Source organism: Inquilinus sp. Marseille-Q2685, from assembly GCF_916619195.1.
In the GTDB taxonomy this organism is placed as follows: Bacteria; Pseudomonadota; Alphaproteobacteria; order DSM-16000; family Inquilinaceae; genus Inquilinus.
The window spans coordinates 1-25,410 of sequence record NZ_CAKAKL010000006.1 but is presented as its reverse complement, the minus strand read 5'-3'; the positions used below and the strand labels follow the sequence as shown (position 1 = coordinate 25,410).

Sequence of the window (25,410 nt, the reverse complement as noted above, 5' to 3'; positions counted from 1 at the left end):
GTCCGATCGGTCGTAATGGCAAGCTGGAGTCAGCCGGCGGCCCCGATCTCGCAGGCCCGGACGACGTTCGGCAGGTAGCCCCGGCAGAAGTCGAGATAGGCCCGGACGATGGCCGACGGGTGGCGGTGCGGCGGATAGACCAGATGGATCGGCCATTCCGGCAGCGGGTGCCGCGGCAGCAGCGGCACCAGGCGCCCTTCGCGGATCGGTCCCGCCGCCAGGAAGGGCGGCAGCTCCGTCACCACGTCGCCGGCGAGCGCGCGGCTGCACAGAAGGTGGTAGTCGTTGGCGGTCAGCATCGCTTTGGGCACGATCACATGCCTGTCCACGTCCCAGCGGGCGGGAACGTCGATCCGCGTCGACCACACCGCGCAGGGAAAGCGATGGAGATCTTCGGGCTCCGCCGGCAGGCCGAGGCGCTCCACCAGCGCCGGGCCGGCGACCAGCACGTTGCGGAAGGACAGGACGCGCCGCGCCACCATGGCGTCGTGGACGATCGCGCCGACGCGCAGGGCGACGTCGATGCCGTCCTCCACCAGGTCCATGCGCCGCTCGGTCGAATAGACATGGACCTGGATGTCGGGATAGCGGCGCTGGAAGGCCGCCAGCAGGTCCCACCACGGCTCGAAGGTCTGGGGCAGCGACAGCCTCAGGCGCCCCTTCAGCCGGGCCTGGTCGCTCACCACGGCCTGCTCGGCCTCCTGCAGCGCCTCGATCCCGCGGCCGGCGTGCTCGTACAGCCTTGTGCCGGCCTCGGTCAGCCTCGTGCCGCGCGCCGAGCGCTCCAGCAGCTGCACCTTCAGCTGTTGCTCCAGCTCCCGGATCCGGCGGCTCAGCGTCGGCAGCGGGATCCCGAGGCGGGCCGCCGCCGCCGAAAGGCTGCCCGCCTGGGCGACGGCGACGAACATGCGGGCGGCGTTGAGATCCATGCCCGAAGCCTATCATATCTGGTAGGCAGATTGTCATCCGCGCCTGTTCCTTTCCGTATTTGAGGGATCTAGATAGCGGTGCGTCCGAAAGACCGGCGTCACCTGGAAGCACCATGACGAAGACCAGCACGAGGATCTTGGCCGCCATGTCGCTCGCAATGGCGGGTTCCGCCGCATCGGCCCAGACGACGGCATCACCGGCCGAGCCGGTCACCGTCGCGAGCTACAGCCGCGCCCAGACCGATGTCTATTTCGCCGGCGCGGTGAAGAACGGCGCCTTCGGCAAGTTGCAGCACGGCCGCGAGCTCGCGCGCCCGGACCAGCGCAACGCCATCATCCGGCCCAACCGCGACACGCTGTATTCCTTCGGGGTGTTCGATCTCGATGCCGGCCCGGTGACGATCACGCTGCCGGACGGGGCCAGGCGCTTCATGGGGCTGCAGGTCGTCAACCAGGACCAGTACACTCCGGCCGCCTTCACCGGCGCGGGCACCCACACCCTGACCCGGCAGATGGTCGGCACGCGCTACGGCATCGTCGTCGTCCGCTTCCTCGTCGATTTCGCGGACGAGCAGGAGGTCCGGCGGGTCCACGCCCTGCAGGACCAGATCGAGGTCCGCCAGGACAGCCCTGGCACCTTCGAGGTTCCCGATTGGGACGACGCCAGCCTCAGGAAGGTGAAGGCCGCGCTGCTGCAGCTCGGCACCACGATCTCCGATTCCTGGCGCATGTACGGCGCGAATGAAAGCGAGGTCGACCCGGTCAAGCACCTGATCGCCAGCGCCATGCTCTGGGGCGGCAACCGCGAGACGGACGCGCTCTACCTGCCGATCACGCCGGCCCGGAACGACGGCAGAACCGTCTACAGGCTGACGGTCGGGGATGTGCCCGTCGATGGCTTCTGGTCGCTCACCGTCTATGACGCCGAAGGCTACTTCCAGCCGAACCCCTACGATGCCTATTCGGTCAACAGCCTCACCGCGAAGAAGGGCCCGGACGGCAAGGTCACCATCCAGTTCGGCGGCTGCGACGGCGAGATCCCGAACTGCCTGCCGGTCACGGAGGGGTGGAACTACACCGTGCGCCTCTTCCAGCCGCGGGCGGAGATCCTCGACGGCACCTGGCAGTTCCCCCTGGCGCAGCCCGAGAGCTGAGGGGCGCCTTGCCGGCCTATGCGCGGCTTCATCGGCGCCTTGTTCCGGATCGCCTGAAGCGTCACGCCCCGGCGGACACGCCGTATCGCTGGAAGTGCCGGCGCAGCAGCCGGGCGTTGCGGCGGTTGGCCTTCAGCCCGAGATCCAGCAGGTCGCCCAGCACCGGCACGCTGCCGAGGGCGACGTCCAGCGCGACGTTGCCGGCCATCATCGCCAGCACCCGGTTCGGCGCGCCGAGGCGCCGGGCCTGCAGGATGAGCCAGGCGGAGACCAGCCCGCCGGCGACGTCGCCCAGCCCCGGCACCAGCCCGATCACGGAATCGAGCCCGAAGCGCCAGCCCAGCAGTGGCAGGCGCCAGCGCGAATCCATCAGGCTGGCGAGGCGGTCGAGGCGGTCCAGTTCGGCGGCGTGGTCCAAGGCGCGGTCCTGCGATGTCGGCCGGCGGATGAGATGGGGGGCGGCCGGGCGAATGTCCATCCCGCCCGGTCGGTCGGCCGCAAGGACTGGATCAAGCTTTGGAGAATTTTGCTCGAATTATTGAAATAGGAAGCAATGCGGCTGCGTGATAGGCTGCTTCTCCATTGAATATTCCAATATTTGGCCAGTAGGCCGGCTTCTGTTCTGCGTCGATTGCTTTGGCAAAAGCGCCGGTTGGGGAGGCGTCATGCAAAAGGTCATGGGCTCGGCCGATCGGGGCCGGAAGAGATGGCATGGAGCCGTGCGCCGTTGCTGGGCCGGCCTGCTCGCGGCCGTCGCCATCGCCCTGTTCGCCCATCCGGGCCTCGCCGCCCCGGCCCGCTGCACCGCCGAGCAGCCCCAGCCGCTGGTGCCGACCGACCCGGCGCTGTGCCGCAGCCTGCTCGCCGCGGTGCGGACCCCCTCGGCCCTGCCGCTCGACCAGTACGAGGCCAAGCTCGACCAGTTCTTCGGCAATTACTGCCACCGCGACCCGGCGTCCGGCTGGCGCCGCGACAAGCATGTCCGCGACGCCGGCCCGTTCACCGCGACCCTGGCGGCCGGCGCCTGGCAGGGCAAGGGCTTCGGCACCCATACCCCGGTGGTGATCTGGTACTCGCCCGACATGGCCGACTGGCTGGTCCGGTACCGCTCCGGCGAGTCCGCCGGGGCGAACCCGCCACCCCCGGTGCCGGACGGCGCGATCATGGTCAAGGAGATGTTCCCGTATCCCGGAGCCGCCTGTGCCGATGTCGACCCGCTGAAGCTGTACCCGACCTCCGGCGCCGCGGTCATGATCCGCGATGGCAAGGCCTCGCATGACGGCTGGTTCTGGGGCTGGTACGGCTTCGGGCCGAATGGCGGCTGGTCGCCGGACTGGCCGCCCAGCCCGAACAACGGCCTGGGCAACATGGGCTTCGCCCAGTACTGCATGAACTGCCACGCCTCGGCCAAGGACAACCTGACCTTCGCCTCGCCGCGCAACATCGAGGGCGAGCCGGGGCGGCCGCTGGTCTATCTCAGCCAGTCCTGGTTCACGGCGCCGTCGCCGCCGGACCATCACCGCGAGGTCACCCTGCCGCCCGACGAGGTGAGCCGGCTGGGCGAGCCGCTGTACCAGGCCGACAAGGCGGTCGACCGGGCCCTGCGCGCCTATCTGCTGAAGATGCCGGGCTGGGACACGGTGCCGATGATGCCGTCGGCGACCTACGACAACAGCTGGGTCGGCGCCGGCGGCCCGCGCGCGGCGGACCAGTTCGTCACCTCCACCCAGTGCCTCGGCTGCCACGACGCCGGCAGCACCGGGCTGCAATTCGACATGACGGTGCCGAACCCGCATGGCGACACCCTGTTCAACCTGTCGCCCTACGGCACCTGGCGCAGCTCCCCGATGGGGCTGGCCGGGCGCGACCCGTTCTTCTTCGCCCAGCTGGCCAGCGAGACGCAGACCTTCCATCCCGAACCGGGCATGAAGGGCCTGGTCGAGAACACCTGCCTCGGCTGCCACGGCATCCAGGGCCAGCGGCAGTTCCACATCGACACGGTCCCGGCGGCCGACAAGTGCCTCGACTTCACCCGCGACATGGTGAACGCGGTGCCCTGGCCGGACGGCAACCCGACCGCGGCGCACGTGAAATACGGCGCGCTCGCCCGCGACGGCATCTCCTGCACCGCCTGCCACCGCATGGCGCTGGGCCCCACCGCGGCCGGCGTCGCCGACGCGCCGGAGAACGCCTGCATCGCCGAACGCCAGCAGTTCCTGAACCCGGACAACACCGGCTTCGCCCGCACCTTCACCGGCAGCTTCCTGGTCGGCCCGCCCGACACGCTGATCGGCCCGTTCGAGGCGCCGCAGGTGAAGCCGATGCGGAACGCGCTCGGCATCACGCCGCGGCACGACACGGCGATCAGAAGCTCCGAGGTCTGCGGCAGCTGCCATACCGTGCACCTGCCGGTGCTGCAGGACGGCAAGACCATCACCCATATCTACGAGCAGACGACCTATCCGGAATGGGCCTTCAGCGCCTATCGCACCGGCACCACCCCGGACGGCCCGCTGCCGCAGGGGGCCGGCAGCCTGGCCCAGTCCTGCCAGGGCTGCCATATGCCGTCGAAGGCGGCGGACGGCACGCCGATGCGCAGCAAGATCGCCAGCATCCAGGAATACAGCACCTTCCCGGAGGCCGAGAACAACCTCGGGCCGGAGGACATCGACCTTGAGGTGCGCGACGGCTTCGCCGCCCACACGCTGGTCGGCCTCAACGTCTTCCTGATCAAGATCGCCCAGCAATTCCCCGACGTGCTGGGCATCCCCACCTCGGACCCGATGCTGACCCGTGGCGTCGACCCGCTGGTGCGGACCGAGCAGGCGATGCTCGACCTGGCCGGCAACGGCACCGCGGAGGTCGCCGTGACCGGCGTCTCCACCTCCGGCGGCACGCTGCGGGCGACGGTGACGGTGCGCAGCGAGACCGGCCACAAGCTGCCCTCCGGCGTCGGCTTCCGCCGCGCCTTCCTGGAGTTCCAGGTGCTGGACCGTGAGGGAAACACGCTCTGGGCCTCGGGCCGCACCAACGCGGCCGGCGCCCTGATCGACCCGTCCGGCACCCCGCTCGATGGCGAATACTGGTGGACCGACGACTGCACGTCCCGCATCCAGCCGCAGGCGCGGCTGCACCAGCCGCACTACCAGACCATCACCGCCCAGGACCAGGCCCAGATCTACCAGGAGCTGGTGTCGACCCCGCCGCCGGACGCCACGGCCGCGATGTGCGGCCCGGGCACGATGCCGCAAGGCATGCTGACCACCAGCTTCCTGTCGATCTGCAGCACGGTGAAGGACAACCGCATCCTGCCGCACGGATTCCTGCCGCTGGCCGAACGCACCGAGATCGCCAAGGCCCTGGGCGCGACCGAGGACCTGGCCCGGGAGGCCGGCCCGACCGGCGTCGACGGCGACCCCGACTACGTCGCCGGGGGCGGCGACAGCCTGGTCTACGAGGTGCCGCTGTCCGACCTGCCGGCCGGCAGCCGCCCGGCCGCGGTGCAGGCGACGCTCTACTACCAGGCGACGCCGCCCTTCTACCTGCAGGACCGCTTCTGCACGGCGAAGGGCGACGATCCGGAGCGGCTGAAGTTCCTGGTCGGGCATCTCGACACCGGCGGCACCCAGATCGCCGGCTGGAAGCTGCAGGTCGTCTCCAGCGGCCAGGTGGCGGTGCCCTGAGGCGGTCCGGATTCCGGAGCGCCCGCGCGGCTTGGCCGTGCTAGGGTGCCGCCATGGCGGGATATGGTCAGTTCTGCGCGGTGGCGCGCGCGCATGAGGCGCTGGGCGGGCGCTGGACCCTGCTGGTGGTGCGCGAGCTGCTGTGCGGCAGCCGGCGCTTCAACGACATCCGCCGCGGCATCCCGCGGATCTCGCGCACCATGCTGTCGGAACGGCTGCAGGAACTGGCGGCGATCGGCGCAGTCGAGCGCATCGAGGGCGGGCAGGGGCCGGAATATGTCCTCACCGAGGCGGGGCGGGAGCTGGCGGGGCTGGTCGGCGCGCTCGGCCACTGGGGCCAGCGCTGGCTGCCGAGGCAGGCGGAGGCGGAGGATCTCGACCTCGAGCCGCTGCTGGTCGACCTGCGCCGGCGCGTCGATTTCGAGGCGCTGCCGCGCGATCCGCTGGTGGTGCGCTTCGAGATCCGCGGCCACCGGCCCCGCTTCCTGCTGCTGACGCCGGCCGAGGCGTCGCTGTGCACGCACAATCCGGGCTTCCCCGAGCCGCTCCGCGTCCACGCGCCGCTGTCCGCCCTGGTGGCGTGGTGGCGCGGCGACGCCGGCTTCGCCGAGGCGCGGCGGATGGGCCTCGCGGTGGAGGGGCCGCGGGCGCTGGTCCGCGCCTTCCCGGGCTGGTTCCGGCGCTACCAGCTGGCCGACGTCAGGCCCGCGGCGCCCGTCCGGGCGGCGCTCGGCGCATGACCGTCCGGATCGTCCGCCTCGGCGGTCCGCGCCATCCGGGCGAGGGCACGCGGATCGGCACGGTCCGGCGGCTGCCGCGCGGCGTGCCGAAGGCGCGCTATGCCGCCGACGACTGGTTCGACGTCTGGTATCCGGAGCTCGCGCCCAGCCCCGAATTGCTGGCACAGGGCAGGGCGGTGCGGACGGAGGCGGACTGGACCGCCTTCGCCCGCGCCTTCCGGGCCGAGATGGACCGGCCGGCCCCGCGCCGCACCCTCGATCTGCTGGCCGCCCTGTCGCATGGCGCCGATTTCTCGCTCGGCTGCTACTGCGCGGACGAGGCCCGCTGCCACCGCTCCGTGCTGCGCGCCCTGCTGCAGGACCGCGGCGCCGCCCTCGGCTGACGGTCCGGATTCCGGACCCCATCGGCGTCCGCTTCCGGGCCATCGTCCGCCGGTGCCGGATGACGGGAGCGACCCATGCCGATCGACGCGCTGCTGGCGCTGTGCCTCTTCGCCTTCGTGACCTCGATCACGCCGGGGCCGAGCAACCTGATGCTGCTCGCCTCCGGCGCCAATTTCGGCCTGCGACGCACCCTGCCGCAGGTGGCCGGCATCACCCTCGGCTTCACCGCGCTGCTGCTGGCGGTCGGCTGCGGGCTCGGCGCCGTTCTGGCGGCATGGCCGGCGCTGCACACCGGCCTTCGGCTCGCCGGCGCCGCCTATCTGCTGCATCTCGCCTGGCGCATCGGCCGGTCGCGCGCGTTCGGCCAGGGCGGGACCGCCGCGCGGCCGCTGACTCTCTGGCAATCGGCCGCCTTCCAGTGGGTCAACCCGAAGGCCTGGGCGGTGGCGGCGACGGCGATGGCGGTCCATGCCGGCCCCGGGTCGCCGTTCGCCTCGGTGCCGCTGGTCGCCGCCGCCTTCGCCCTGGTCAACCTGCCCAGCATCCTGGCCTGGGCCGGCTTCGGCCTGGCCCTCCGCGGCCTGCTGGCCGACCCGGCCCGGCTGAGATGGTTCAACCTCGCCATGGCCGCGCTGCTGGCGGCGACGCTCTGGCCGATGCTGGCGTGAGGACCGGCGTCCTCGAAAATCCCTCGCTCCGACACAGTGTCGCCGGAATGGCGGGCGACCCTCGGCCGTTCCTCCACGGTCGCCGCTGCGGGCGGCCATGCCGGCGCCGGCCGAACGCATGGACGGCACCGGACGACCTGCCTGGGGGTGGATGCCGGCCGAATGCGGATGGAGGGGCTGCTTCATGGACCAGGATGACCGATCCCCGGCGGAGGGCCGGCCGGAGACCGACGGGCCGGCGATCGAAGGCTGGTCGCCTGCGGCCATCCGGCATCTGCTGTCCTACGGCCAGAGCCTGTCGGGCGGCACCCAGGGCCGGCCGGCGCTGAGCCTGGCCCAGCCCTACGCCAACATCACCTGGGAAGGGCCCGGCGGCCAGGGGCCGCGCCATTACGGTCCCTACGACGCGGTCAAGCCGCTGGTCGAGGACGAGGTCAACTGGCCCACCGCCAGCAGCGCCGCCAACCAGGGCGAGACGGTCTGTTCGGTCTGGGCCAACGGCCTGGTCGAGCGCTATGCCGACGAGGACGGGATCGCGCCCGGCGGGCAGGACTGGTGCTACCTGGCCTCGGCCCCCGGGCTCGGCTCGGCGGCCATCGCCCAGTTCGTGCCCGGCACCGAGCAATACGCCCGGCTGATGGCGTCGGTCGCCGGGGGCGTTGCCGTCGGGGCGGCCCGCGGCGCGACCTACGCCTATGAATGCACCGGCTGGATGCAGGGGGAGCGCGACGATTTCCTGCAGACGCCGCGCGCCCTCTACGCCGCGACGCTGATCCAGCTTGAGGCCGACATCGCCCGCGACGCAACGGCGGTCACCGGCCAGCCCTGGCGGCCGCTGTTCATCTCGTACCAGACCGCGGCCTGGCGCTTCTACGGCCACGCCCGGCCGATCGCGGCCCTGGCGCATCGCGATGCGCAGCGGCAGGGCCCATGGGTCCGGATCGCCTGCCCGAACTACATCTTCGACTATTCGCACCCGACCGGCGCCGCCACCGGCGACCATCACTTCAACAATGTCAGCTACCAGTTCTGCGCCCGCTATTTCGCGCGGCTGCAGAAGCGGCTGATCGAGGACCGCCGGGCCGGGCGGCCCCAGGGCATCCATTGTCTCGACGTGACCGGCGTGCTGTGGCTGGGGCGGGTGATCGAGGTGACGTTCGCCCTGCCGCCGCCGCCGCCCGGCGTCGAGTTCCGCAACCGCGTGGAATTCGACACGGCGTGGGTGACGGCCACGGCCAATATGGGCTTCGACCTCTGGACCGCCGACGGGCTGCTGCCCGATGCGATCCGGTCCGTCACCATCGTCAGCCGCCGCCGGGTGCTGATCATCACCGACGTGGCCTATCCCGCCGGCACCATCCTGACCTATGGTTGGGGCCGGCCGCAGGATGCCGGCGCCGGGCAGATGCAGGGGCGCCAGCAGGGCGCCCGCGGCAACCTCCGCGACCGCTACGGCGACATCGCGGGGGAGAGCTATGTCGGGGCGGACGGTCTGGTCCGGCGCCTCGACAACTGGGCGCTGATCTTCGACCACGTCAAGGGCGGCTGACCGGCGCCCGATCTGTCGGCGGCAGCCCGGAGGCGGCGGCCTGCGCCTTCAGCCTCTCGGCCATCATCACCGACCGCAGCTCCGCGGGCCGGACGGGCTTGGACAGGATCGGGATGTCGGGATCGCCGAGATCCTCCCGGACGCGGTTCTCGTCATGGCCGGTCATGACGATCGCCGGAATCCGGCGGCCGGCGAGCCGCCTCACCCGCTCGATGCAGTCGGTGCCGGTCGTCCTCGCGCCCAGGTCGAAATCGGTGATCAGGATGTCGCAGGGCACGTTCCGCTCCGGCGGCGCCGTCCCGGCATGGACGACGCACCCCCATTTCTCCAGCAGGGCCGCCGTCGCATCCAGCACATCCTCGTCGTCCTCGACCAGCAGCACCGTCAGCCCGTCCATGGCCGATGCCGGCCGCGCGGCGGCGCGCCGTTCCGCCAGGGGCGGCGGGGCGACGATCCTCAGGCCGCCGATCACCACCGCGGTGCCGCGCCCCTCGACCGACCGCAGCGAGACGGTGAGTCCCATCAGCAGCGACAGGCGCCGCACGATGGACAGGCCGAGGCCGACCCCCTCGACGTCTTTGTCGCCGCGCTCGCGCACCTGGTAGAACTCGTCGAACAGCTTCGGCAAATGCTCCGCGGCGATGCCGTCGCCGCGGTCGTGGACCTCGACCGCGAGCCGCCCGCCGCGCCGGCGGCAGCCGATCAGCATCGGCCGGCCGGCCGCGTATTTCAGGGCGTTGGCGACGATGTTCTGGAGCATGGTGGTGAGCAGCGCTGGATCCGCCTGGACATGGAGCCTGGTCGGAACGGCCTGGATGGCGACGCCCGCCCATTGCGCCGCCTCCGAGTTCTGCCGGACGACGTCGTCGATCAGCGCGCCGATCGCCACCGGCTCCGGCCGCGGCGTGACCCTGCCGCTGTCGAGGGTCGAGATGTCGAGCAGCGAGCGGAACAGGCGCGACACGCTCTGCAGCGAGCGGTCGATGTTCTCGACCATCTGCCGCTCCTCGCGGCCCAGCCCGGCGTCGCGCAGGCAGGCCGTGAACAGGCTGATGGCATGGATCGGCTGGCGCAGGTCGTGGCTCGCCTGGGCCAGGAAGCGGGACTTGGCGAGATTGGCCTCGAGCGCCGCATCATAGGCGCCGCGCACGCGCTTCAGCAGCACATAGGCGTAGCTGGGCGCCACCAGCGTCGTCATCATCAGCGTCGCCGCGAGATAGGGGTTCGCCTGCCAGTAGTCGTTCAGCAGCGTCGTGATCAGCAGCGATATCAGGGTGGCCCCGGCCGCGGCGGCCAGGTAGTTCGGCCCGAAGCGCAGCCCGTGGCCGACCACCGCCCACAGCAGGAACAGGTAGACCGGCAGGGCCGGGGCGCCGCCCAGCGCCATCGCGAAGGTCATCAGCGCGGTGTCGTTGGCCATGAAGAGCAGCCGGCGGCTGACGTAATGGCCCGGCCACCTCCTGATGATCAGCAGGAACAGCCACGAGACCGGAATGTACAGCAGGGCGTGGGCGCAATAGAGGGTCACCGCCGGGGCGGGCTGGCCCGACGTCAGGGCGACCGGGATCGTATAGGCGTCGAAGACCAGCAGCAGGACGACGCGGATGATCCCCTGCGTCCGCTCCGCATCGTAGTCGTCGGTCTCGCCGAGGCCGAACACCCGCCGCGCCGCCGCCCGCAGCCGGCGGAAGGGCGCGAAGCCGCCGGTCTCTCTGGCCGTCATGATCCTGCAGATCCCCCGAAACCGCGGTCATGGTGCCGGGTTTTCGCGCCGGGCGCGATGGCCATAGTGCATCTGTGCTAGTGCGGACCGTTTGGCCCGGCCGGTCGCCGATGCTACAAGCGGTGGTCGGGACGGTGACGTCCTGCTGGCGGATGAAGGGGCGGTGGCAAGCGAGAGAATCATCGTCGCCGACGATCATCCGGTCTTCCGCGAGGGCATGCGCCGGCTGCTGCAGCGCATCGCGCCGGCGGCGGAGGTGATCGAAGCGGGCCGGATGGACGAGGTGCTGTCGGCCGCGCGCGCCGGCCCGCCGCCGGGCACCTTCGTTCTCGACCTGCTGTTCCCGGGTCTGGTCCTCGAACGCTCCCTGGTGGAGCTGCGCCAGGAGTTCGCGCGCTCGTCCATCATCGTGATCTCGATGGTCGAGGACCGGCAGACCATCGACAGGGTCATGGCGAACGGCGCCGACGGCTTCATCAGCAAGACCATCCCGCCGGGCGAGATCAGCCGTGCGATCGCCGCGATCCGGGACGGCGATTTCGTGGTCAGGACCGCCTCGTCGGAAACCCTCCCTCTGCCGGAGGAGGGCGAGGCATGGGGGCTGACCCATCGCCAGAGGGAGGTCCTGCGCCTCCTCGCCGAGGGCAAGTCGAACAAGGAGATCGCGGCCCGTCTCGCCATCTCGCCCTTCACCGTCCGGATCCATGTGTCGGCCCTGCTGCGGGCGCTGAATGTCGGTTCGCGGGCGGCGGCGGCCGTCAAGGCCGTCAGCGAAGGCCTGGTCGACGGCGCCTAGCCGCGTCCCGGCGCGCCTGCCCCGCCCGGGGCGGCGAAGCGTCCCGATAGTGCATCTGTGCTAATGGCGTTCCGGCCGCAAAGCGATCAATGGATAGGGCACGGCATCCGTCCCGTCGTCGGGCGATGCGCCCGGCCGATGCCTTGCGATGCCGCCTGAACACTTGCAGACGATCGTCGAAGGGGGAGCCGTGGCCAAGCGCGGAAGAGTTTCGGGGCGGAAGCGGGGGATCGGCGGTTCCGTGACCCTGGGCAAGGTCCACGCCTCGATGGTGCCGGTCATCGTGCAGTGCGCCGCCCTCGCGCTCGGGATGGTCGCGGTCCCGGACCGCGCCCGGGCCTTCGAGGCCGCCGCCGGCTCCCCTCCGGCGGCGGTGCATCGGGCGCCCTCCTTCGGCCCGGACGCCCGCTGAAAGCCTTCACGATGCCGCAGTGCCGCCGGCTTTCCGGCCAAGCCCTCGGCGTCCGTCCCGTCACAGCGCGGATCCGCCCATGCCTCCCGTCGTCCATCAGACCTGGTCTTCGGGTGAGTCCGTCCTGATCCGGTGCGCCGGGATAAGCCCGCATGAGGAGCCGGTCGCCGTCGCTCCGAACATCGTCCTCGTCACCTTCAACGACTGGGGATTCGGCCGCTTCGACGTCGACGGGCGGCAGGTCGTCTCGCAGGCCCCGAACGACCGCGTCTTCGTCTTCGGGGCGGGGCCGGCCTCGGTCCTGGAGACGGGCGGTCCGGGGGAGGCGATGGCGCTCGCGGTCGACGACGGCGTGCGCCGGGCCGTCGCCGACGAGATGGCGGTCCCCGCGGCGGCGAGCCTCGCCCCGTTCATGCCCGCATCCCCGGATCCGGTCGTCTGGGCCGTGGCCGCGCGGCTGCGCGGCGTCATGCTGCGCCGGACGGCCCTGTCGGATCTCGGGGGCGACCAGCTGCTGCATCAGCTCTGGGGCCGGCTGCTGATGACCAGCTTCGGCGGCAGGCCCGCGGGCAGGGGCGACGGCGGCCTGGACCCGCGCCGGCTGCGGCGCGTCACGGAGTTCATCGAGGCCAATCTCGCCGCCCGGCTGTCGGTGGCGGATCTCGCCTCCACGGCCGCGCTCAGCCCCTATCACTTCCTGCGCAGCTTCCGGCGCACGACCGGCATGACGCCCCACCAGTTCGTCCTCGGCCGCCGGATGGAGCGGGCGCGCGTCGAGCTGGAGGCGGGCGAGGAGATCGCCGCCGTGGCGCGCCGGTACGGCTTCGCCGAGACCTGGTATTTCCGGGCGGTCTACCGCCGGTATCACGGCTTTCCCCCGGGGCCGGCCTCGCCGGAGGCCTATCCGGCGCGGACGCCCGGCGCCGGATAGGCCGTGGACGGACGGTCAAAGAAACTTGCTGACTTCGGCCTCCGGGCGGGGCGGCGCCTTGCCGGCGGCCGGCTTTTCCGACACCTGGGGCCATGGTTCTGAACCGGAGGGGGAGTTCGAGTTGATGGTGCGCATCCTCGAGTTGAGCGGCCTGGCGGCCGCCGGGGCGTTGCTGCTGGCGGGCTGCGTGGCGTCGCGGCCCAACCCGGTGCAGCAGGCGGCCGATGCCATGGTCGGCAAGCCGATCTCTGTCGCCATCCAGGCCTTCGGCCCGCCCACCCTGAACCTGCCGCCCTGCTCCTACTGCACCGACGGCGGCACCTATGCCTGGGACAACACCCGGATCTCGCGGCAGTGGCAGAGCCGGTGGGTGCAGACCGGCACCCAGACCAGCCAGCGGGTCGTCGGCCGGACGCAGGGCGGCCACGGCATCGCGCCGATGCTGATCACCGAGGACGTCACCACGCCGGTCGGCGAGAACCGCATGGTGCAGGTCGACAATGTCGATTTCCTCTGCAACATCCAGGCCTTCACCGACATGAAGGACGTCATCAAGTCGATCGACGTCGTCGGCTGCACCGCCGCCGACCGGTACTGAGCGGCCCGTCCGCATCCGGCCGTCACACCCATTTCATCGAGGTGTCGTAGGTGCTGCGCCTCTGGCCCTCGACGGCATAGCGCAGGGCGTCGACGGCGTGGTTCCCGCGGTCCTCCAGCTCGGACAGGATCGCGCCGGTCTTCGGGTCGGTGCGGTAGCTGTACAGCGCCAGCTCGTCGATCAGGTGGCGGCAGCGCGGATGCACCAGGATGTCGTGCGCCTTCAGGAACTCGACGCCCTCCTCGACCGACCCCGGCCCCTTGGCCGATCCCTTGATGGCGCCGAAGCCCTGGCGCTGCATGTAGCTGATCGTCTCCGGCCGGGCGCTGTCGGCGATGATCGGCCCGCGCCGCGCCCCCGGCACGGTGTCGAACAGGGCCGGGGTGCGGTCGATCTCGCAGCCGACCTGGTACGCCTCGTGGTCGACGAACAGCGTCCGCCCCTGCACGAAGCAGCGCACCAGCACCGTCGGGTCGCGGGCGAAGCCCCAGTCGGCGCCGAACAGGAAGCGGGCGCCGGCCGGCGTCTCGAACGCCTCCACCTTCCAGTTGGTGAACACCCGGGCCTCGCTGACCCGGCGATACCCGCCCAGCCAGACATGCTGGTGCTTCTCCGGGTCGCGCTGCCGGTCCCACTCCATCTCCGCCTTCAGCACCTCCGGGAAATGCGGGTTGTCGGACCAGTTCACCGGCACCAGCTCGCAATCGGGCGGCAGCGGGCCGCCGCGGAACAGCGCGTCGACCGGGTCGTCCGGCCGCACCGGGTTCCAGGAGAACCACAGCTCCGACCCCGGCTTGCGGATCGTCGGGCGCAACAGGTCCAGGCTGCGGATCGACAGGGCCTGGGCTTCCTCCACCCAGGCGATGTCGTAGCCCTCCAGCGACTTGATCGACTCCGCCGTGTGGTTCTGCATGCCCTGGAAGATGATGCGGCCGCCGCCCGGCGCCAGGATGCGGTCGGCCTGCACCCGGAAGGCGGCACCGAGCCCGAGCGCCTGGATCTTGTCCTCGATCAGCCGCTTGACCGACTGGTCCAGCGACCGCTGCACCTCGCGGATGCACACCGCCCGCACCGGCGCCGCCTCGACGCAGCGCCGCACCAGCAACTCGGCGAAGACATGCGACTTGCCGGAGCCGCGCCCGCCATAGGCGCCCTTGTAGCGGCACCGGCGCTGCAGCGGCCGGAACGCGGGCGCCAAGTCGAGCAGGGGCAGGGCGGGGGGCTCGGCCGCGGCGGGCATCGCATCCCGCTTCGGAGGCAGCGGGGCCTCGTCCAGCCCCAGGTCGCGGCGGAATTCGCGATACGCCTGGTCCAGCCGCGCCAGGTCGGCCACGGCACGGCCGGTGGTGGCGCCGGGGACCAGCCGGGCCTCGGTCGCATCGACCAGCCGGCGGATCACTTTCGGCGGCGGCGGTGGGCATCCCTGCTGTCGCCGCCCGGCCACCGCCTCGAAGCACAAGATCAGGACCTTGGGCCTCTTCAGCATGTCGTAGCCCTGCTTGTTGGCGTTGTGCCAGTCGAAGCGGGCGAAGATGGCCGCTGCCTTGGCGTCGCCGTAAAGCGTGAAGTGGTCGGCAAAGTCGACCCAGCTCTGCTTGATCCCCATCAAATCGTCCCGCATCCCGGCCTCGCATGAAAAAGCCCGCCGCGGCGGGGCCGGGCGGGCGCAACTGTCTGACTGTGCCTGAACTATGCCGTGCGATGCGGCATCGTGTCAAGAACAAAAGCAGAACATAGGCGGGCGGCGCATCCCGGCCCGGACGGCGACCCCCTCGAAATAGGGGATCGACCGCCCTGCCGCGGCCAGGGCTGAATGCGCGCGGATGCGGGCTCCAGCGCCGTCATCCGGGTCCGGCCCGGGGCTCCCCCCACCACGCCCCCGGCCGGACCCCCAATCGGCCTCAATTCGGTGACAGTGCACTTTTAGCGACCGTGTGCTGCCGTTGGAGTGGACCCTGGAGTGGACCCCTGGGGTGAGACAGGGAAAATAGGGACGGTTCTCCGAGAAGGAGAGCCGATGTCGAGGTCCGCCGAAGCCGCGCCGCCGCCGCGATCATCCCGCCGCGACCGCTCATCCCGGCCCCTCCGCCCCGGCTCCGGATCATCCAAACGGATGACGCCCGCTCCCGGGATGTCGGCTACAGCTTGTCGGCCGCCGCACCCCGCGCCAGCGGTCCGGCGGGCGATATTCGACGATATTGGAGAGACCGATATGCGCAGGATGTTCGTGGGAGTCCTCTCGGCCGCCATCTGCACCCTCGCCTCCGCCGCGCCGCCGGCGGGCGCCGCCACGCTGCAGACCGCGACGGTCAACGGCTTCGTCGTCGACCGGGTGTCGTGGACGGATTCGATGGGCCGGATCCGCACCGTGTCGCTCAAGCGCGAGGGCGAAGGAAACACGGGCCACGGCGGCTATGCCGTGCAGATGACCTACCGCTACCTGAAGAACGGCGCCCTGGCGACGATGACGGTCAACCCGACCGATGCCGGCGACGGCTTCGGCTATTTCGTGGGGCACGAGCGCTACCGCCTGTTCTCCGACGGGTCGTCCGCCACCATCGCGGGCAAGATCTTCGGGGTCGACGACTCGCCGCTCGGCCGCGGCTTCGCGGTCACGCGCCGGATCGTGCCGACCACGGCGGACCGCGTCATCGTCGAATACAGGACGACCTACCCGAAATACGGCACCCTCTCGCCCAACGGCATCAACCCGGACACCGGCGAGGACAGCCCGCCGCTCGGCACGAACCGGGCGCTGTTCAAGCGCTACGACCTGCCGGTGACCATCACCTGGTACTTCCAGGACGGCGCCACCCTGCCGCGGATCGTGACGCAGGTCAGCCTGGCGCCGGTCCCCGGCCCGGACCGGGTCAGCTTCGATCTGCGCGGGCCCTACGGCAAGATGAACTTCGACGCCGGCAGCCGGCCGATCGACCGGGTGATCTGGGGCGACCGCTACAAGTTCACCACCACCGCCGCCCCGCTGACCCGCAGCGTGGGCTGGACCTGGAACACGCCGAACGCCGGCGCCCGCTTCAACTCGCTGCAGGCCGGCGGCTTCGAGATGGGGATGTTCGAGCCGAAGCCCTACGCGTCCTCCTCGATCCGCGACGGCTATTCCGAGGCGCGCGGCAAGACCTCGGCCACCTACAATGGCGGCGAGGGCTGCCCGGACGGCGGCCAGACGCTGCCCTGCGACTGGGAATGGCCGTACCAGTCGTCGCAATACGAGCTGCCCTACGGCAACCCGCTCGGCACCACGACATCGGAGAAGATGGCCTGGGGCTCGACGCCCTATTACGGCACCAGCCTGACCGCGGTGTATGACGGCGTCCAGTCCGTCCCCTTCAACGGCTTTCCCACCAGCAAGGTCATCAGCTACGAGGTGTGCCTGGTCCTCGGGCTGCAGGTCTCGGGGGGCCTCACCAGCGGCATCGCCGCCCGGCCGCCGTCGGGCTACAAATGCGCCGCGAAGTGACCGCCGCGGCGGTGCTCGGCGTTGCCGATCCTCCGGGCCGATGAGCTCGGACGGCGAGCCGATGACGTGATCGTCATCCCGTGCGCGCTGCGGCGCGCAGTGCCGCGGCGCAGACACGGGATCTCGCTGCCATCCTCGAAGAGATCCCGGGCGCGGTGCACCACGTCGTGCTGCACCGCGCCCGGGATGACGATCGTGGAGAAGCCGATCGAGAGCTCGCCGGAATCAGACGGCGACGAACTCGACCTTGATCCGGTCCGGATCCTCGATGAACAGCGCGTAATAGTCGGTGCCGCCATTGGCGAAGGGGTATCTGTCGTCATAGAGGCTGGTGATGCCGTTCTCCCGGCAATGGCGCCTCAGCGCGTCGACGGCGTCCCGGCCTTCCACCCGGAACGCCAGGTGGTTGAGGCCCGCGCCGCAGCGATGATACGGCCGGGACGCATGCTTCTCGGCCACCTGCACGAAGGTGAGATAGGCGTCGCGCCCGTTGTCGAGCGTGAAGCCGTCGGCCCAGCGGCCGCTTTCCCGATACCCGATCTGCGCCAGAAGCGCCGACCAGAAGGCGCGGGACGCGTCCAGGTTCGAGACGTAGATCTCGATATGATGCAGCATCGAAGCCTCCGGCGTCAGGGGGCCGTTCCCGGTCGCGCCGCCGAGTGTGACCCGATTCCGCCGGCGGCGCACGCCCCGCCGGGCGCGGTCCCGGGCGGCCCCTCAGTCGCGGGCGGCCGTCGCCGGGCGCCGGCCCGCCTCCCGGTCTTCGGCCGCGGCCGACGCTTCCTTCTGCCGGATCGCGCTCAGCGCCGAGGCCACCAGCCCGGTCGGGATGGCGATGATGCCCAGCGCCACGAACAGCATCAGCACGGTGAAGATCCGGCCGACGGCCGTCACCGGGGTGACGTCGCCGTAGCCGACGGTGGTCAGCGTCACCGCGGCCCACCACATCGCGTCGAACACCGAGCCGAAGGCCTCGGGCTGGGCGTCGTGCTCGAACTGCCAGATGACGAGCGCGCAGACATAGAGGACGATTATCGCCGCCATGCCGAAGACGACGACCTCCTCCTTCACGGCGCGCCAGGCGGCGATCAGGCGGTCGACGGCGCTGGTGTAGCGGGCCAGCTTCAGCAACCGGACGAGGCGCAACACCCGCAGCGCCCGGCCGGCGCGCAGGTCGAGGCCGAAGCCGATGAAGACCAGACCGAGATAGAAGGGGGCGATCGCCAGCAGGTCGACGATGCCGAAGAAGCTGCGCGCATACGCGCCCGGGGCGGGGGCGGTAGCGAGGCGCAGGAGGTATTCGAGCGTGAACACCGCGACGACGGCGGCCTCGGAGACGGAGAGCGCCGTCTGGGCCCAGCCCGGCAGGTGGGGCAGGGTCTCGACCCCCATCGACAGGGCGGAATACAGGATCAGCGCGTGCAGCCCCAGCTCGACCCGATGCCCCAGCCCGGGATGCCGGCCGTCGAGGGCGGTGCGAACATGCTTTCGCCAGTCCATGATTCCCCTCGCCGAGGACGTTTTTTGAGGCTTAGGCTTCAAGCTGCCTCATCCGGGAGGTCGATGATTTGGTGCAGGTTGACCACCCTATACGCTACGGCCCGATTTGCTTTCGTCTCAACGTTAACGTCAACGACAAATCCCTTTTTGAATACGTTTTCATCGGCCATTCGAATTTCGTACTTAATTTGCTCTTCGGCAAGATCGGATGCATAAATGAGGGGGAGATCTTTTGGGCTGAGTTGTTCAATGATTACTCTCTCTCCAGATCTTTTTCCTAACGGGCTGTCTTTTACGTTTGATTGAGAAAATACCATGAGAACGCGGTTGTGTTCTTCGGCGGATTGGTGTTCCAGTAGTCTGCGCTGTTCTCCAATTTCGTTTACTGCCGTCCTCGCCTCTCTTGTGTCGAATTGGATTGAAGCTCTAATCTCTTGCTTTCCGTTCTCGTACGCGACAGCCTTGATTTTGCTGGTACCATTCGGATCGCGTGCTATAGCGGAAACTGCCCCCATGAAATCCTTCAAATCATTCCTTGACGCCCCCTCCAAACGGCCTCCCTCTTTAAAGAAAACTTTAAGCCGGCTTGCGTAGGTTCTTACAAACTCCTCAACGATCAAAATGCGATCCATGTTGGAGATGATGGCGAGTGCCCATGGGATCAGATCGGCTTCGATTGATCCTTTCCGTACTTCGCGGATGTACATATCTGAAGACCCGGAAAGCTTTGGATGCTTGCTCGCTATGAATTGAGTAAACTGATCTGATAGCGAGGTGAACAGCGCGACAAAATCAGAGACCTCCACCGGCTGCTCAACATCGATCGTCAGGACGATATGCGCAGGAGCGTCTTTCATAACGAGCCATTCAAATGTGTGCTTACGATGCTCTTGTTTGCCACTTTTTCGGGTTGGAATAAAGTGTGTCGGATCCGGGTATCAGATTCGTATCGAAATAAGGGTGTCGCTGAACTGGCTCAGCAACGGTCGCAGACGGGTTATGGCGGTTACGGTGTAACTGTACGACTTGTTGGACAGCTAGTGAAATGAAGTGATTCGTCGGTTAGCTCAGATGAGAGCCAGCCGTACCCTCGCTCTCAGGCAAGGGTGAGGCCAGCCGAAAGTGTCATGATTTTCTGAGCAGCGAACTGTTTGTCAGTTTGTCAAATTATTATCTAGATGCGTAGGCATGTGGCCGATCAGAAGAACCTGATCTGCGTCATGCCAGTGGTAGTAGATTCTAAAAAATCGTCTAGGATCTGTTCCACTTCCGTATTTTATATGCTGATCGCACCATAGTCGTTCGAAGTTGTATGTTACGCTATATTGCGGGAATGATTTTATCTGGTTCCGTATGCTGAAGCAAGGTTGATCTGAGCAATTCAGTTCACTCAAGCGAGATTCATATGCCAAACGACGACCAGGTCCTGGTTCTCGGCGCATGGAAACATAGAAGTCGTCCAGCATGAAAAGAGCCTCTCCCAATAGCACTGGATTGTCAAAGACACCATTCTTTTCGGTCTCCTTTACTGCCTTGGGAGCCACCCAAATGTTAGTAGAGAGATTATCTTCGGCCCAAGTGCCAAATTCACGTAAATCCCGCAACGGCTCCCGTTGTTTTGGAGGCTGACCGCTAGCCAGGGCTGCGCGTAGGTGATCATTTTGTGCCCGAGCGCGAGCGAGCTCAGCTCCTATCTCAGCTACTCGCCGTTCGAGTTCCCTGCGGGAGACTTCGCTATCATCTAGCCATTGGTCGAACTCTTGCCGGACTTTGCGTAACTCATCCGTTAGGCGCTGATTCTCCTCCTCGAATAGGCGGCTCAGGTCTGTATCGGTGGCTGTGGCTCGGCGGGCAGCAATTTCCCGGGCGGCTGCCGCTTGGCGAATGACGTTGAATCTCGGATAGTCATCCCTTCTTGCCGTTGTCACGCTTTCGGCAAGCACACGCGAGACTACAAGATCCGCGCGGCCACCGGAGGTTGATCCATTGCGAGGTATCCACAATGGATGCTCATAGGGGTCGGAACGGTCGGAGCGAAATCCAGGTCTGTAAAGACGCGCAGCACCATCATAGACAGATAACGGCTTCCCCCAGCGTCGTATCAGTCCGCGAGCTGCATCGGCACCAAGAGCAATCACGTGTGCAGCGCCAGCCAAGCGGCGCGCAAGCGAGTTGGGTTGTGAAAACACTGGGCGACTGACTTTGTCGGCGATCACGACCACAGGTAATCGACGGGATTCATCGTCGAGCAGATCGATCATATCATCGAGTTCTTGTGACGTGTTGACCCGTCTAGCGCGCTCGGACAAGCTGGTCCGATCGGCGCGAGACGGCAGTCGCTCGACAACTTGGCGGGCGACGCCAGGAAGGCTTGGCACGAACGGATCGTCTGTGCGGAGTGTCACGTTAATTAGGCGCGCTCCAAAAAGGACTCGGCCTGCTTGTTCGCCTACAGTAATCTCAGTTACCCAGGTTCTTCCAGCTATCGTTTTGTCTGGATCATCCAGGCTCGCGGCCCACACCCGTCCACTCTCAAAGTTGAGAACGATGGACTGCGCCGGCGCAACACCGCCTCCGCCGACCTCAAAAGCCTCGCCTTCAAGTGCCGAGGTGGGTATTGCAGGGTTGCGCTCACGCATCCATTTAATGGCTTCGCGTATGGCAGATTGAAACGGAAGCTCGCCGCCAATTTCAAAGCTCACTTGCGACACTGATCGGATGATAGGCCCCTGGCTTGACAGTCGTCCAGCTAAGGGAACAACTCTGCCGCTCGGGTCTCGTCGTCCCGAATTTGCATCCTCATCCACTGTTTTGGGCTGAGATGGGGTGTCTTGAGGTTCCATTCGTTGAGCCGTCTCTCAATGGCGGTTGTACAGAGATTTAAATTAAATGTCCTTCTTCTTGCGGAATACACATAACCCAACAAGATGACAATGCTCCGCGTGGTCACCTTCGGTCATGCCGTTTCCGGCTTCTCATCCAGCCCTCACGTGGAACGACCCAGCAGGTCGGCCGAATGTCTGCTTTCGAGGTCAAGCGACAACCAGGGTAAAGGCGGAGCTGCTGTTCTCGCCAAGTTGTGTCCAGGATCTTCTGCAAAGAGGTCAGGGCCGCTAGTGTCGGCAGATCTCAATTCGGTGACAGTGCATAAATTGGACGGCCTCAGACCAACTTTTTACCGGCTAAGGTCGCGCAGAAGTCTGCGTCCCGCTTAAGACAAATCCATCGCCAAAGCCAATTAAATCCCTTGCTCTCTCTTGGATTTTGGGATCGATGCTCATTCGATTCAGAATCCATTCTCGGACAGATTCGCAAATATCTCGACAGAATTCATGAACATTGAGAATGAGTAAGTTGTTTATGCGGCCGCAGTGCGTTCCGCTTGTAGTAAATTTGATTCGATCAAGATTCTCTCTGACTTCATGTTGCGACAGATCTTCTGAGCCCTGATGGAGGTAAGCGCATCGAAGCGCATAGCAGTTGCGACCATTCAGGAAAATGATAGGGCCGGAAATCGCGTGATTGTATGTATATTTTCTGAGCATATATGTATCGAACCACTCTATGTATCTGGACCTGCCGCGTCCATAGCCTTCCTCAAGGCCACTACACACATCCGGCATCATTAGCGCAATGCCAAGTGCAGCATACCAATTCTCACTCGACAGAGACGCTTCAATAGCATTGATGTATCGTTGCATTAGAATCTCCAGATATAGTACACCGATAAATTAGAATAATAGCACACTTTTGTGGCCTCTGCCCACTTCGGAAGGGTAGCGAGGGTGTGCAGAAACCGGACGCAGGACTCATTCCCAAAGCGCCCCCCTATCCCACCTGCTCCGCATGATGGCACGCCACCATGCGCCCATCCACCGCCCGCAGCTCCGGCCGCACGGAATGGCACAGGTCGGTCGCATACGGGCACCGGCGGTGGAACGCGCACCCCGGCGGCGGGTTCAGCGGCGAGGGCAGCTCGCCCTTCAGCACCACCCGTTCGGCCCGCTTGGTAGGGTCGACGAAGGGCGTCGAGGCCAGCAGCGCCTTGGTGTAGGGGTGGCGCGGATGGCGGAAGATCGCCTCCTTGGTGCCGTGCTCCACCGGCCGGCCCAGATACATCACCACCAGGTCGTCGGCGATGTGCTCCACCACCGACAGGCCGTGGCTGATGAACAGATAGGCCAGGCCGAACTCCTCCTGCAGGTCCATCAGCAGGTTCAGCACCTGGGCCTGGATCGAGACGTCCAGCGCCGACACCGGCTCGTCCGCCACCACCACCTTCGGCCGCAGCATCAGCGCCCGGGCGATGGCGATGCGCTGGCGCTGCCCGCCCGAGAACATGTGCGGATAGCGGTCGTAATGCTCCGGCCGCAGGCCGACCTTCGACAGCATCGCCTCGGCCGCCTGCCGCCGCTCCGCCGCCTTCATGGCGGTGTTGATCTTCAGCGGCTCCTCCAGGATCGCGCCCACCTTCTTGCGCGGGTTCAGCGATCCGTAGGGGTCCTGGAACACGATCTGCACCGCGCTGCGCAGGGCGCGGCGCTGCTCCTTGTCCGCCGTCGCCACCGGGATGCCGTCGATCGTCAGCTCGCCCTCGGTCGGCGGCTCGATCATGGTGACAACGCGGGCGAGGGTGGACTTGCCGCAGCCGCTCTCGCCCACCACGGCCAGGGTCTTGCCCGGCTGCAGCGAGAACGACATCTCGGTCAGGGCGCGCAGCGTCTGCGCCGCCTTGAAGGGCGAGGTCTTGACCTCGTAGAAGCGGCTCAGCTGCCGCGCTTCGACGACCGGGGGGCGGGCGGGGGCCCGGGCGGTGGAATCGGCGGGGCGATGGGCGGGCGCGCTCACGGCCGCACCTCCTGCTGGGTGGTGCTCAAGGGGTTGAAGCAGCGCGTCCGCCCGTCCAGATCGGGCGTCAGGTCCGGGTGCTGGGCCCGGCAGCGGTCCAGCACGTTGCGGCAGCGCGGGTTGAACAGGCAGCCGGCCGGCCGGTCATAGGGGCCGGGCACCACGCCGGGGATGGTCGGCAGCCGCCTGTGGCCGGCGCTGCGCTCCGGCAGCGCCTCCAGCAGGGCGCCGGTATAGGGGTGGCGCGGCCGGCCGAACAGCCCGCCGACCATGCGCTCCTCCACCAGCTCGCCGGCATACATCACGTTCACGCGCTGCGCCGTCTCGGCCACCACGCCCATGTCGTGGGTGATCAGCACCAGCGCCATGCCCTGGTCGCGCTGCAGGTCGGCCAGCAGCTGCAGGATCTGCGCCTGGATGGTCACGTCCAGCGCCGTGGTCGGCTCGTCGGCGATCAGCAGCTTCGGCCGGCAGGCGATCGCCATGGCGATCATCACCCGCTGGTTCATGCCGCCCGACAGCTGGTGCGGGAAGCTGTCCACCCGCGTCTCCGGCGCCGGGATGCCGACCTGGGACAGCAGCTGGATGGTGCGCTCGCGCCGGGCGCGGCGGCTGCCGCCCTCATGCACCTTCAGCGCCTCCATGATCTGGAAGCCGACGGTGAAGCAGGGGTTCAGGCTGGTCATCGGCTCCTGGAAGATCATCGCCATGTCCTTGCCGATGATCTTCCGGCGCTGGCGCGGCGACATCTTCAGGAGGTCGTGGCCGTCGAAGCTCAGATGGTCGGCCGTGACCTTGCCGGGGAAGGCGACCAGCCCCATCAGCGCCAGCATGGTGACGGATTTGCCGGAGCCGGATTCGCCGACGATGCCCAGGATCTCGCCGGGGTCGATCGACAGGTCGAGGCCGGAGACGGCGCGGAACAGTCCCTTGCCGGCCGGGAACTCGACCGTCAGGTTGCGGATGTCGAGCAGGGCCATGTCAGCGCTTCAGCTTCGGGTCCAGGGCGTCGCGCAGGCCGTCGCCCAGCAGGTTGAAGGCCAGCACCGTGATCAGGATGGCGAGGCCGGGGAAGGTCACCACCCACCAGGCGCGCTGCAGGAACTGCAGCGACGAGGCCAGCATGGTGCCCCATTCCGGCGTCGGCGGCTGGGCGCCGAGGCCCAGGAAGCCCAGCGCCGCGGCGTCGAGGATGGCGGTGGAGAAGCCCAGCGTCGCCTGCACGATCAGGGGGGCGACGCAGTTCGGCAGGATGGTCGCGAACATCAGCCGTAGCGTGCCGGCGCCGGCGACGCGCGAGGCGGTGACGTAGGGCCTTCGGATCTGGCTCAGCACCGCGGCGCGCATCAGCCGGGAATAATGCGGCAGGGTGACGACCGAGACCGCGATCATGGCGTTGACCAGGCCGGGGCCGAGGATGGCGACGACGACGATGGCCAGCAGCAGGCTGGGCAGCGCCAGCATGATGTCCAGGAGGCGCATGATCGCCGTGTCCAGCCACCCGCCGAAATAGCCCGCGGCCAGGCCCAGCAGCAGGCCCATGGCCAGCGACAGCGTGACCACGATCATGCCGATCAGCATCGACAGCCGCGCGCCGTAGATCAGGCGCGAGAGGATGTCGCGGCCGATGTCGTCGGTGCCCAGCGGATAGGCCAGGCTGCCGCCCTCCTGCCAGAAGGGCGGCACCAGGAAGGCGGTGCGGTCCTGGTCGATCGGCGAATGCGGCGCGATGACGTCGGCGAAGACCGCCACCAGCAGCACCAGCGCGATCACCACCAGCCCGGCCAGGGCGCCCTTGTTGGCGCTGAAGGACCGCCAGAATTCCAGGAACGGCCCGGGCGGCTTCGACACCGCGGCCGGGGCCGGGGCGTAGGGGGTCATCACCGGGTCGCCGGCGATGAACGGCGCGTTGCCGCGGCCGGTGGGTTCGGGGCTGGCGGTCATCGGCTGGCTCCCGGCTCGAAACGCGGGCCCGTGTTTTCACTCTCCCCCTCCCCTTGCGGGAGGGGGAGAGTGA

General features: G+C 68.0%; 23 protein-coding genes. 11 read left to right on the top strand and 12 right to left on the bottom strand.

Going from position 1 to position 25,410, the window contains the following annotated elements:
- Positions 1 to 29 precede the first annotated feature (29 nt).
- Entirely contained in the window at positions 30 to 929 is a 900-nt protein-coding gene (locus LG391_RS24000; RefSeq protein WP_225770577.1) for a LysR family transcriptional regulator, read from the bottom strand.
- A gap of 113 nt (positions 930 to 1,042) precedes the next feature.
- On the opposite strand from LG391_RS24000, the gene LG391_RS23995 reads away from it, so the two are divergent.
- A complete protein-coding gene (locus LG391_RS23995) occupies positions 1,043 to 2,083 on the top strand; it encodes a DUF1254 domain-containing protein (RefSeq protein ID WP_225770576.1) in 1,041 nt (346 codons plus the stop codon).
- A gap of 61 nt (positions 2,084 to 2,144) precedes the next feature.
- On the opposite strand, the gene LG391_RS23990 is transcribed toward LG391_RS23995, so the two are convergent.
- The gene (locus LG391_RS23990) at positions 2,145 to 2,501 is read right to left on the bottom strand and encodes a DUF4112 domain-containing protein (RefSeq protein WP_225770575.1); all 357 of its coding nucleotides are present in this window, start codon (positions 2,499 to 2,501) and stop codon (positions 2,145 to 2,147) included.
- A 301-nt stretch (positions 2,502 to 2,802) separates the two neighbouring features.
- On the opposite strand from LG391_RS23990, the gene LG391_RS23985 reads away from it, so the two are divergent.
- The 5 genes from LG391_RS23985 (at position 2,803) to LG391_RS23965 (ending at position 9,107) form a co-directional block, all read left to right on the top strand.
- Entirely contained in the window at positions 2,803 to 5,766 is a 2,964-nt protein-coding gene (locus LG391_RS23985) for a hypothetical protein (RefSeq protein ID WP_225770574.1), read from the top strand.
- 53 nt (positions 5,767 to 5,819) lie between these two features.
- A complete protein-coding gene (locus LG391_RS23980) occupies positions 5,820 to 6,506 on the top strand; it encodes a helix-turn-helix domain-containing protein (protein WP_225770573.1) in 687 nt (228 codons plus the stop codon).
- Positions 6,503 to 6,889: a DUF488 domain-containing protein gene (locus LG391_RS23975; RefSeq protein ID WP_225770572.1), complete on the top strand. Its 387-nt coding sequence runs from the start codon at positions 6,503 to 6,505 to the stop codon at positions 6,887 to 6,889. Before LG391_RS23980 ends, LG391_RS23975 begins: the two co-directional genes overlap by 4 nt.
- Positions 6,890 to 6,964: 75 nt before the next feature.
- Positions 6,965 to 7,558, top strand: coding sequence for a LysE family translocator (locus tag LG391_RS23970; protein WP_225770571.1), 594 nt, complete (start codon positions 6,965 to 6,967; stop codon positions 7,556 to 7,558).
- 184 nt (positions 7,559 to 7,742) lie between these two features.
- Complete coding sequence (locus LG391_RS23965; protein WP_225770570.1) at positions 7,743 to 9,107, top strand: hypothetical protein; 1,365 nt, start codon at positions 7,743 to 7,745, stop codon at positions 9,105 to 9,107.
- On the opposite strand, the gene LG391_RS23960 is transcribed toward LG391_RS23965, so the two are convergent.
- Positions 9,094 to 10,830: a hybrid sensor histidine kinase/response regulator gene (locus tag LG391_RS23960; RefSeq protein WP_225770569.1), complete on the bottom strand. Its 1,737-nt coding sequence runs from the start codon at positions 10,828 to 10,830 to the stop codon at positions 9,094 to 9,096. The genes LG391_RS23965 and LG391_RS23960 overlap by 14 nt on opposite strands.
- Before the next feature lie 163 nt (positions 10,831 to 10,993).
- Here LG391_RS23960 and LG391_RS23955 point away from each other — a divergent pair, with 163 nt between their 5' ends.
- The 4 genes from LG391_RS23955 (at position 10,994) to LG391_RS23940 (ending at position 13,567) form a co-directional block, all read left to right on the top strand.
- Complete coding sequence (locus LG391_RS23955; protein WP_225770568.1) at positions 10,994 to 11,626, top strand: response regulator transcription factor; 633 nt, start codon at positions 10,994 to 10,996, stop codon at positions 11,624 to 11,626.
- A gap of 241 nt (positions 11,627 to 11,867) precedes the next feature.
- The gene (locus tag LG391_RS23950) at positions 11,868 to 12,038 is read left to right on the top strand and encodes a hypothetical protein (RefSeq protein WP_225770567.1); all 171 of its coding nucleotides are present in this window, start codon (positions 11,868 to 11,870) and stop codon (positions 12,036 to 12,038) included.
- Between the two features lie 79 nt (positions 12,039 to 12,117).
- Complete coding sequence (locus LG391_RS23945) at positions 12,118 to 12,969, top strand: helix-turn-helix transcriptional regulator (protein WP_225770566.1); 852 nt, start codon at positions 12,118 to 12,120, stop codon at positions 12,967 to 12,969.
- 124 nt (positions 12,970 to 13,093) lie between these two features.
- Complete coding sequence (locus tag LG391_RS23940; RefSeq protein ID WP_225770565.1) at positions 13,094 to 13,567, top strand: hypothetical protein; 474 nt, start codon at positions 13,094 to 13,096, stop codon at positions 13,565 to 13,567.
- 22 nt (positions 13,568 to 13,589) lie between these two features.
- On the opposite strand, the gene LG391_RS23935 is transcribed toward LG391_RS23940, so the two are convergent.
- Positions 13,590 to 15,188 (bottom strand): PBSX family phage terminase large subunit, encoded by a 1,599-nt coding sequence (locus tag LG391_RS23935; RefSeq protein WP_225770564.1) that lies wholly within the window; start codon positions 15,186 to 15,188, stop codon positions 13,590 to 13,592.
- A gap of 591 nt (positions 15,189 to 15,779) precedes the next feature.
- Between LG391_RS23935 and LG391_RS23930 the strand changes: the two genes are divergently transcribed.
- Positions 15,780 to 17,045 (top strand): hypothetical protein, encoded by a 1,266-nt coding sequence (locus LG391_RS23930; RefSeq protein ID WP_225770563.1) that lies wholly within the window; start codon positions 15,780 to 15,782, stop codon positions 17,043 to 17,045.
- 225 nt (positions 17,046 to 17,270) lie between these two features.
- On the opposite strand, the gene LG391_RS23925 is transcribed toward LG391_RS23930, so the two are convergent.
- From LG391_RS23925 to LG391_RS23890, 8 genes are all read right to left on the bottom strand, one after another.
- Positions 17,271 to 17,660, bottom strand: a complete 390-nt coding sequence (locus LG391_RS23925) for a VOC family protein (RefSeq protein WP_225770562.1) — start codon at positions 17,658 to 17,660, stop codon at positions 17,271 to 17,273.
- A 102-nt stretch (positions 17,661 to 17,762) separates the two neighbouring features.
- Positions 17,763 to 18,545, bottom strand: coding sequence for an ion transporter (locus LG391_RS23920; RefSeq protein WP_304608559.1), 783 nt, complete (start codon positions 18,543 to 18,545; stop codon positions 17,763 to 17,765).
- Positions 18,546 to 18,583: 38 nt separating this feature from the next.
- Complete coding sequence (locus LG391_RS23915) at positions 18,584 to 19,402, bottom strand: hypothetical protein (RefSeq protein WP_225770561.1); 819 nt, start codon at positions 19,400 to 19,402, stop codon at positions 18,584 to 18,586.
- 297 nt (positions 19,403 to 19,699) lie between these two features.
- Positions 19,700 to 21,247 carry a hypothetical protein gene (locus LG391_RS23910; protein WP_225770560.1) on the bottom strand — a complete coding sequence of 516 codons (1,548 nt, stop codon included), beginning with the start codon at positions 21,245 to 21,247 and terminating at the stop codon, positions 19,700 to 19,702.
- Positions 21,248 to 21,727: 480 nt separating this feature from the next.
- Positions 21,728 to 22,246: a hypothetical protein gene (locus LG391_RS23905; RefSeq protein WP_225770559.1), complete on the bottom strand. Its 519-nt coding sequence runs from the start codon at positions 22,244 to 22,246 to the stop codon at positions 21,728 to 21,730.
- Positions 22,247 to 22,373: 127 nt separating this feature from the next.
- Complete coding sequence (locus LG391_RS23900) at positions 22,374 to 23,393, bottom strand: peptide ABC transporter ATP-binding protein (RefSeq protein WP_225770558.1); 1,020 nt, start codon at positions 23,391 to 23,393, stop codon at positions 22,374 to 22,376.
- A complete protein-coding gene (locus LG391_RS23895; protein ID WP_225770557.1) occupies positions 23,390 to 24,373 on the bottom strand; it encodes an ABC transporter ATP-binding protein in 984 nt (327 codons plus the stop codon). Before LG391_RS23895 ends, LG391_RS23900 begins: the two co-directional genes overlap by 4 nt.
- Before the next feature lies 1 nt (position 24,374).
- The gene (locus tag LG391_RS23890) at positions 24,375 to 25,274 is read right to left on the bottom strand and encodes an ABC transporter permease subunit (protein WP_225770899.1); all 900 of its coding nucleotides are present in this window, start codon (positions 25,272 to 25,274) and stop codon (positions 24,375 to 24,377) included.
- Positions 25,275 to 25,410: the final 136 nt, after the last annotated feature.

What these genes read in the sequence shown, in the direction of transcription:
- LG391_RS24000 (WP_225770577.1), bottom strand. Translation starts at nt 929, where the DNA reads ATGGATCTCAACGCCGCCCGCATGTTCGTCGCCGTCGCCCAGGCGGGC.
- LG391_RS23995 (WP_225770576.1), top strand. Translation starts at nt 1,043, where the DNA reads ATGACGAAGACCAGCACGAGGATCTTGGCCGCCATGTCGCTCGCAATG.
- LG391_RS23980 (WP_225770573.1), top strand. Translation starts at nt 5,820, where the DNA reads ATGGCGGGATATGGTCAGTTCTGCGCGGTGGCGCGCGCGCATGAGGCG.
- LG391_RS23975 (WP_225770572.1), top strand. Translation starts at nt 6,503, where the DNA reads ATGACCGTCCGGATCGTCCGCCTCGGCGGTCCGCGCCATCCGGGCGAG.
- LG391_RS23970 (WP_225770571.1), top strand. Translation starts at nt 6,965, where the DNA reads ATGCCGATCGACGCGCTGCTGGCGCTGTGCCTCTTCGCCTTCGTGACC.
- LG391_RS23965 (WP_225770570.1), top strand. Translation starts at nt 7,743, where the DNA reads ATGGACCAGGATGACCGATCCCCGGCGGAGGGCCGGCCGGAGACCGAC.
- LG391_RS23960 (WP_225770569.1), bottom strand. Translation starts at nt 10,830, where the DNA reads ATGACGGCCAGAGAGACCGGCGGCTTCGCGCCCTTCCGCCGGCTGCGG.
- LG391_RS23945 (WP_225770566.1), top strand. Translation starts at nt 12,118, where the DNA reads ATGCCTCCCGTCGTCCATCAGACCTGGTCTTCGGGTGAGTCCGTCCTG.
- LG391_RS23940 (WP_225770565.1), top strand. Translation starts at nt 13,094, where the DNA reads ATGGTGCGCATCCTCGAGTTGAGCGGCCTGGCGGCCGCCGGGGCGTTG.
- LG391_RS23935 (WP_225770564.1), bottom strand. Translation starts at nt 15,188, where the DNA reads ATGCGGGACGATTTGATGGGGATCAAGCAGAGCTGGGTCGACTTTGCC.
- LG391_RS23930 (WP_225770563.1), top strand. Translation starts at nt 15,780, where the DNA reads ATGCGCAGGATGTTCGTGGGAGTCCTCTCGGCCGCCATCTGCACCCTC.
- LG391_RS23925 (WP_225770562.1), bottom strand. Translation starts at nt 17,660, where the DNA reads ATGCTGCATCATATCGAGATCTACGTCTCGAACCTGGACGCGTCCCGC.
- LG391_RS23920 (WP_304608559.1), bottom strand. Translation starts at nt 18,545, where the DNA reads ATGGACTGGCGAAAGCATGTTCGCACCGCCCTCGACGGCCGGCATCCC.
- LG391_RS23915 (WP_225770561.1), bottom strand. Translation starts at nt 19,402, where the DNA reads ATGAAAGACGCTCCTGCGCATATCGTCCTGACGATCGATGTTGAGCAG.
- LG391_RS23905 (WP_225770559.1), bottom strand. Translation starts at nt 22,246, where the DNA reads ATGCAACGATACATCAATGCTATTGAAGCGTCTCTGTCGAGTGAGAAT.
- LG391_RS23895 (WP_225770557.1), bottom strand. Translation starts at nt 24,373, where the DNA reads ATGGCCCTGCTCGACATCCGCAACCTGACGGTCGAGTTCCCGGCCGGC.
- LG391_RS23890 (WP_225770899.1), bottom strand. Translation starts at nt 25,274, where the DNA reads ATGACCCCCTACGCCCCGGCCCCGGCCGCGGTGTCGAAGCCGCCCGGG.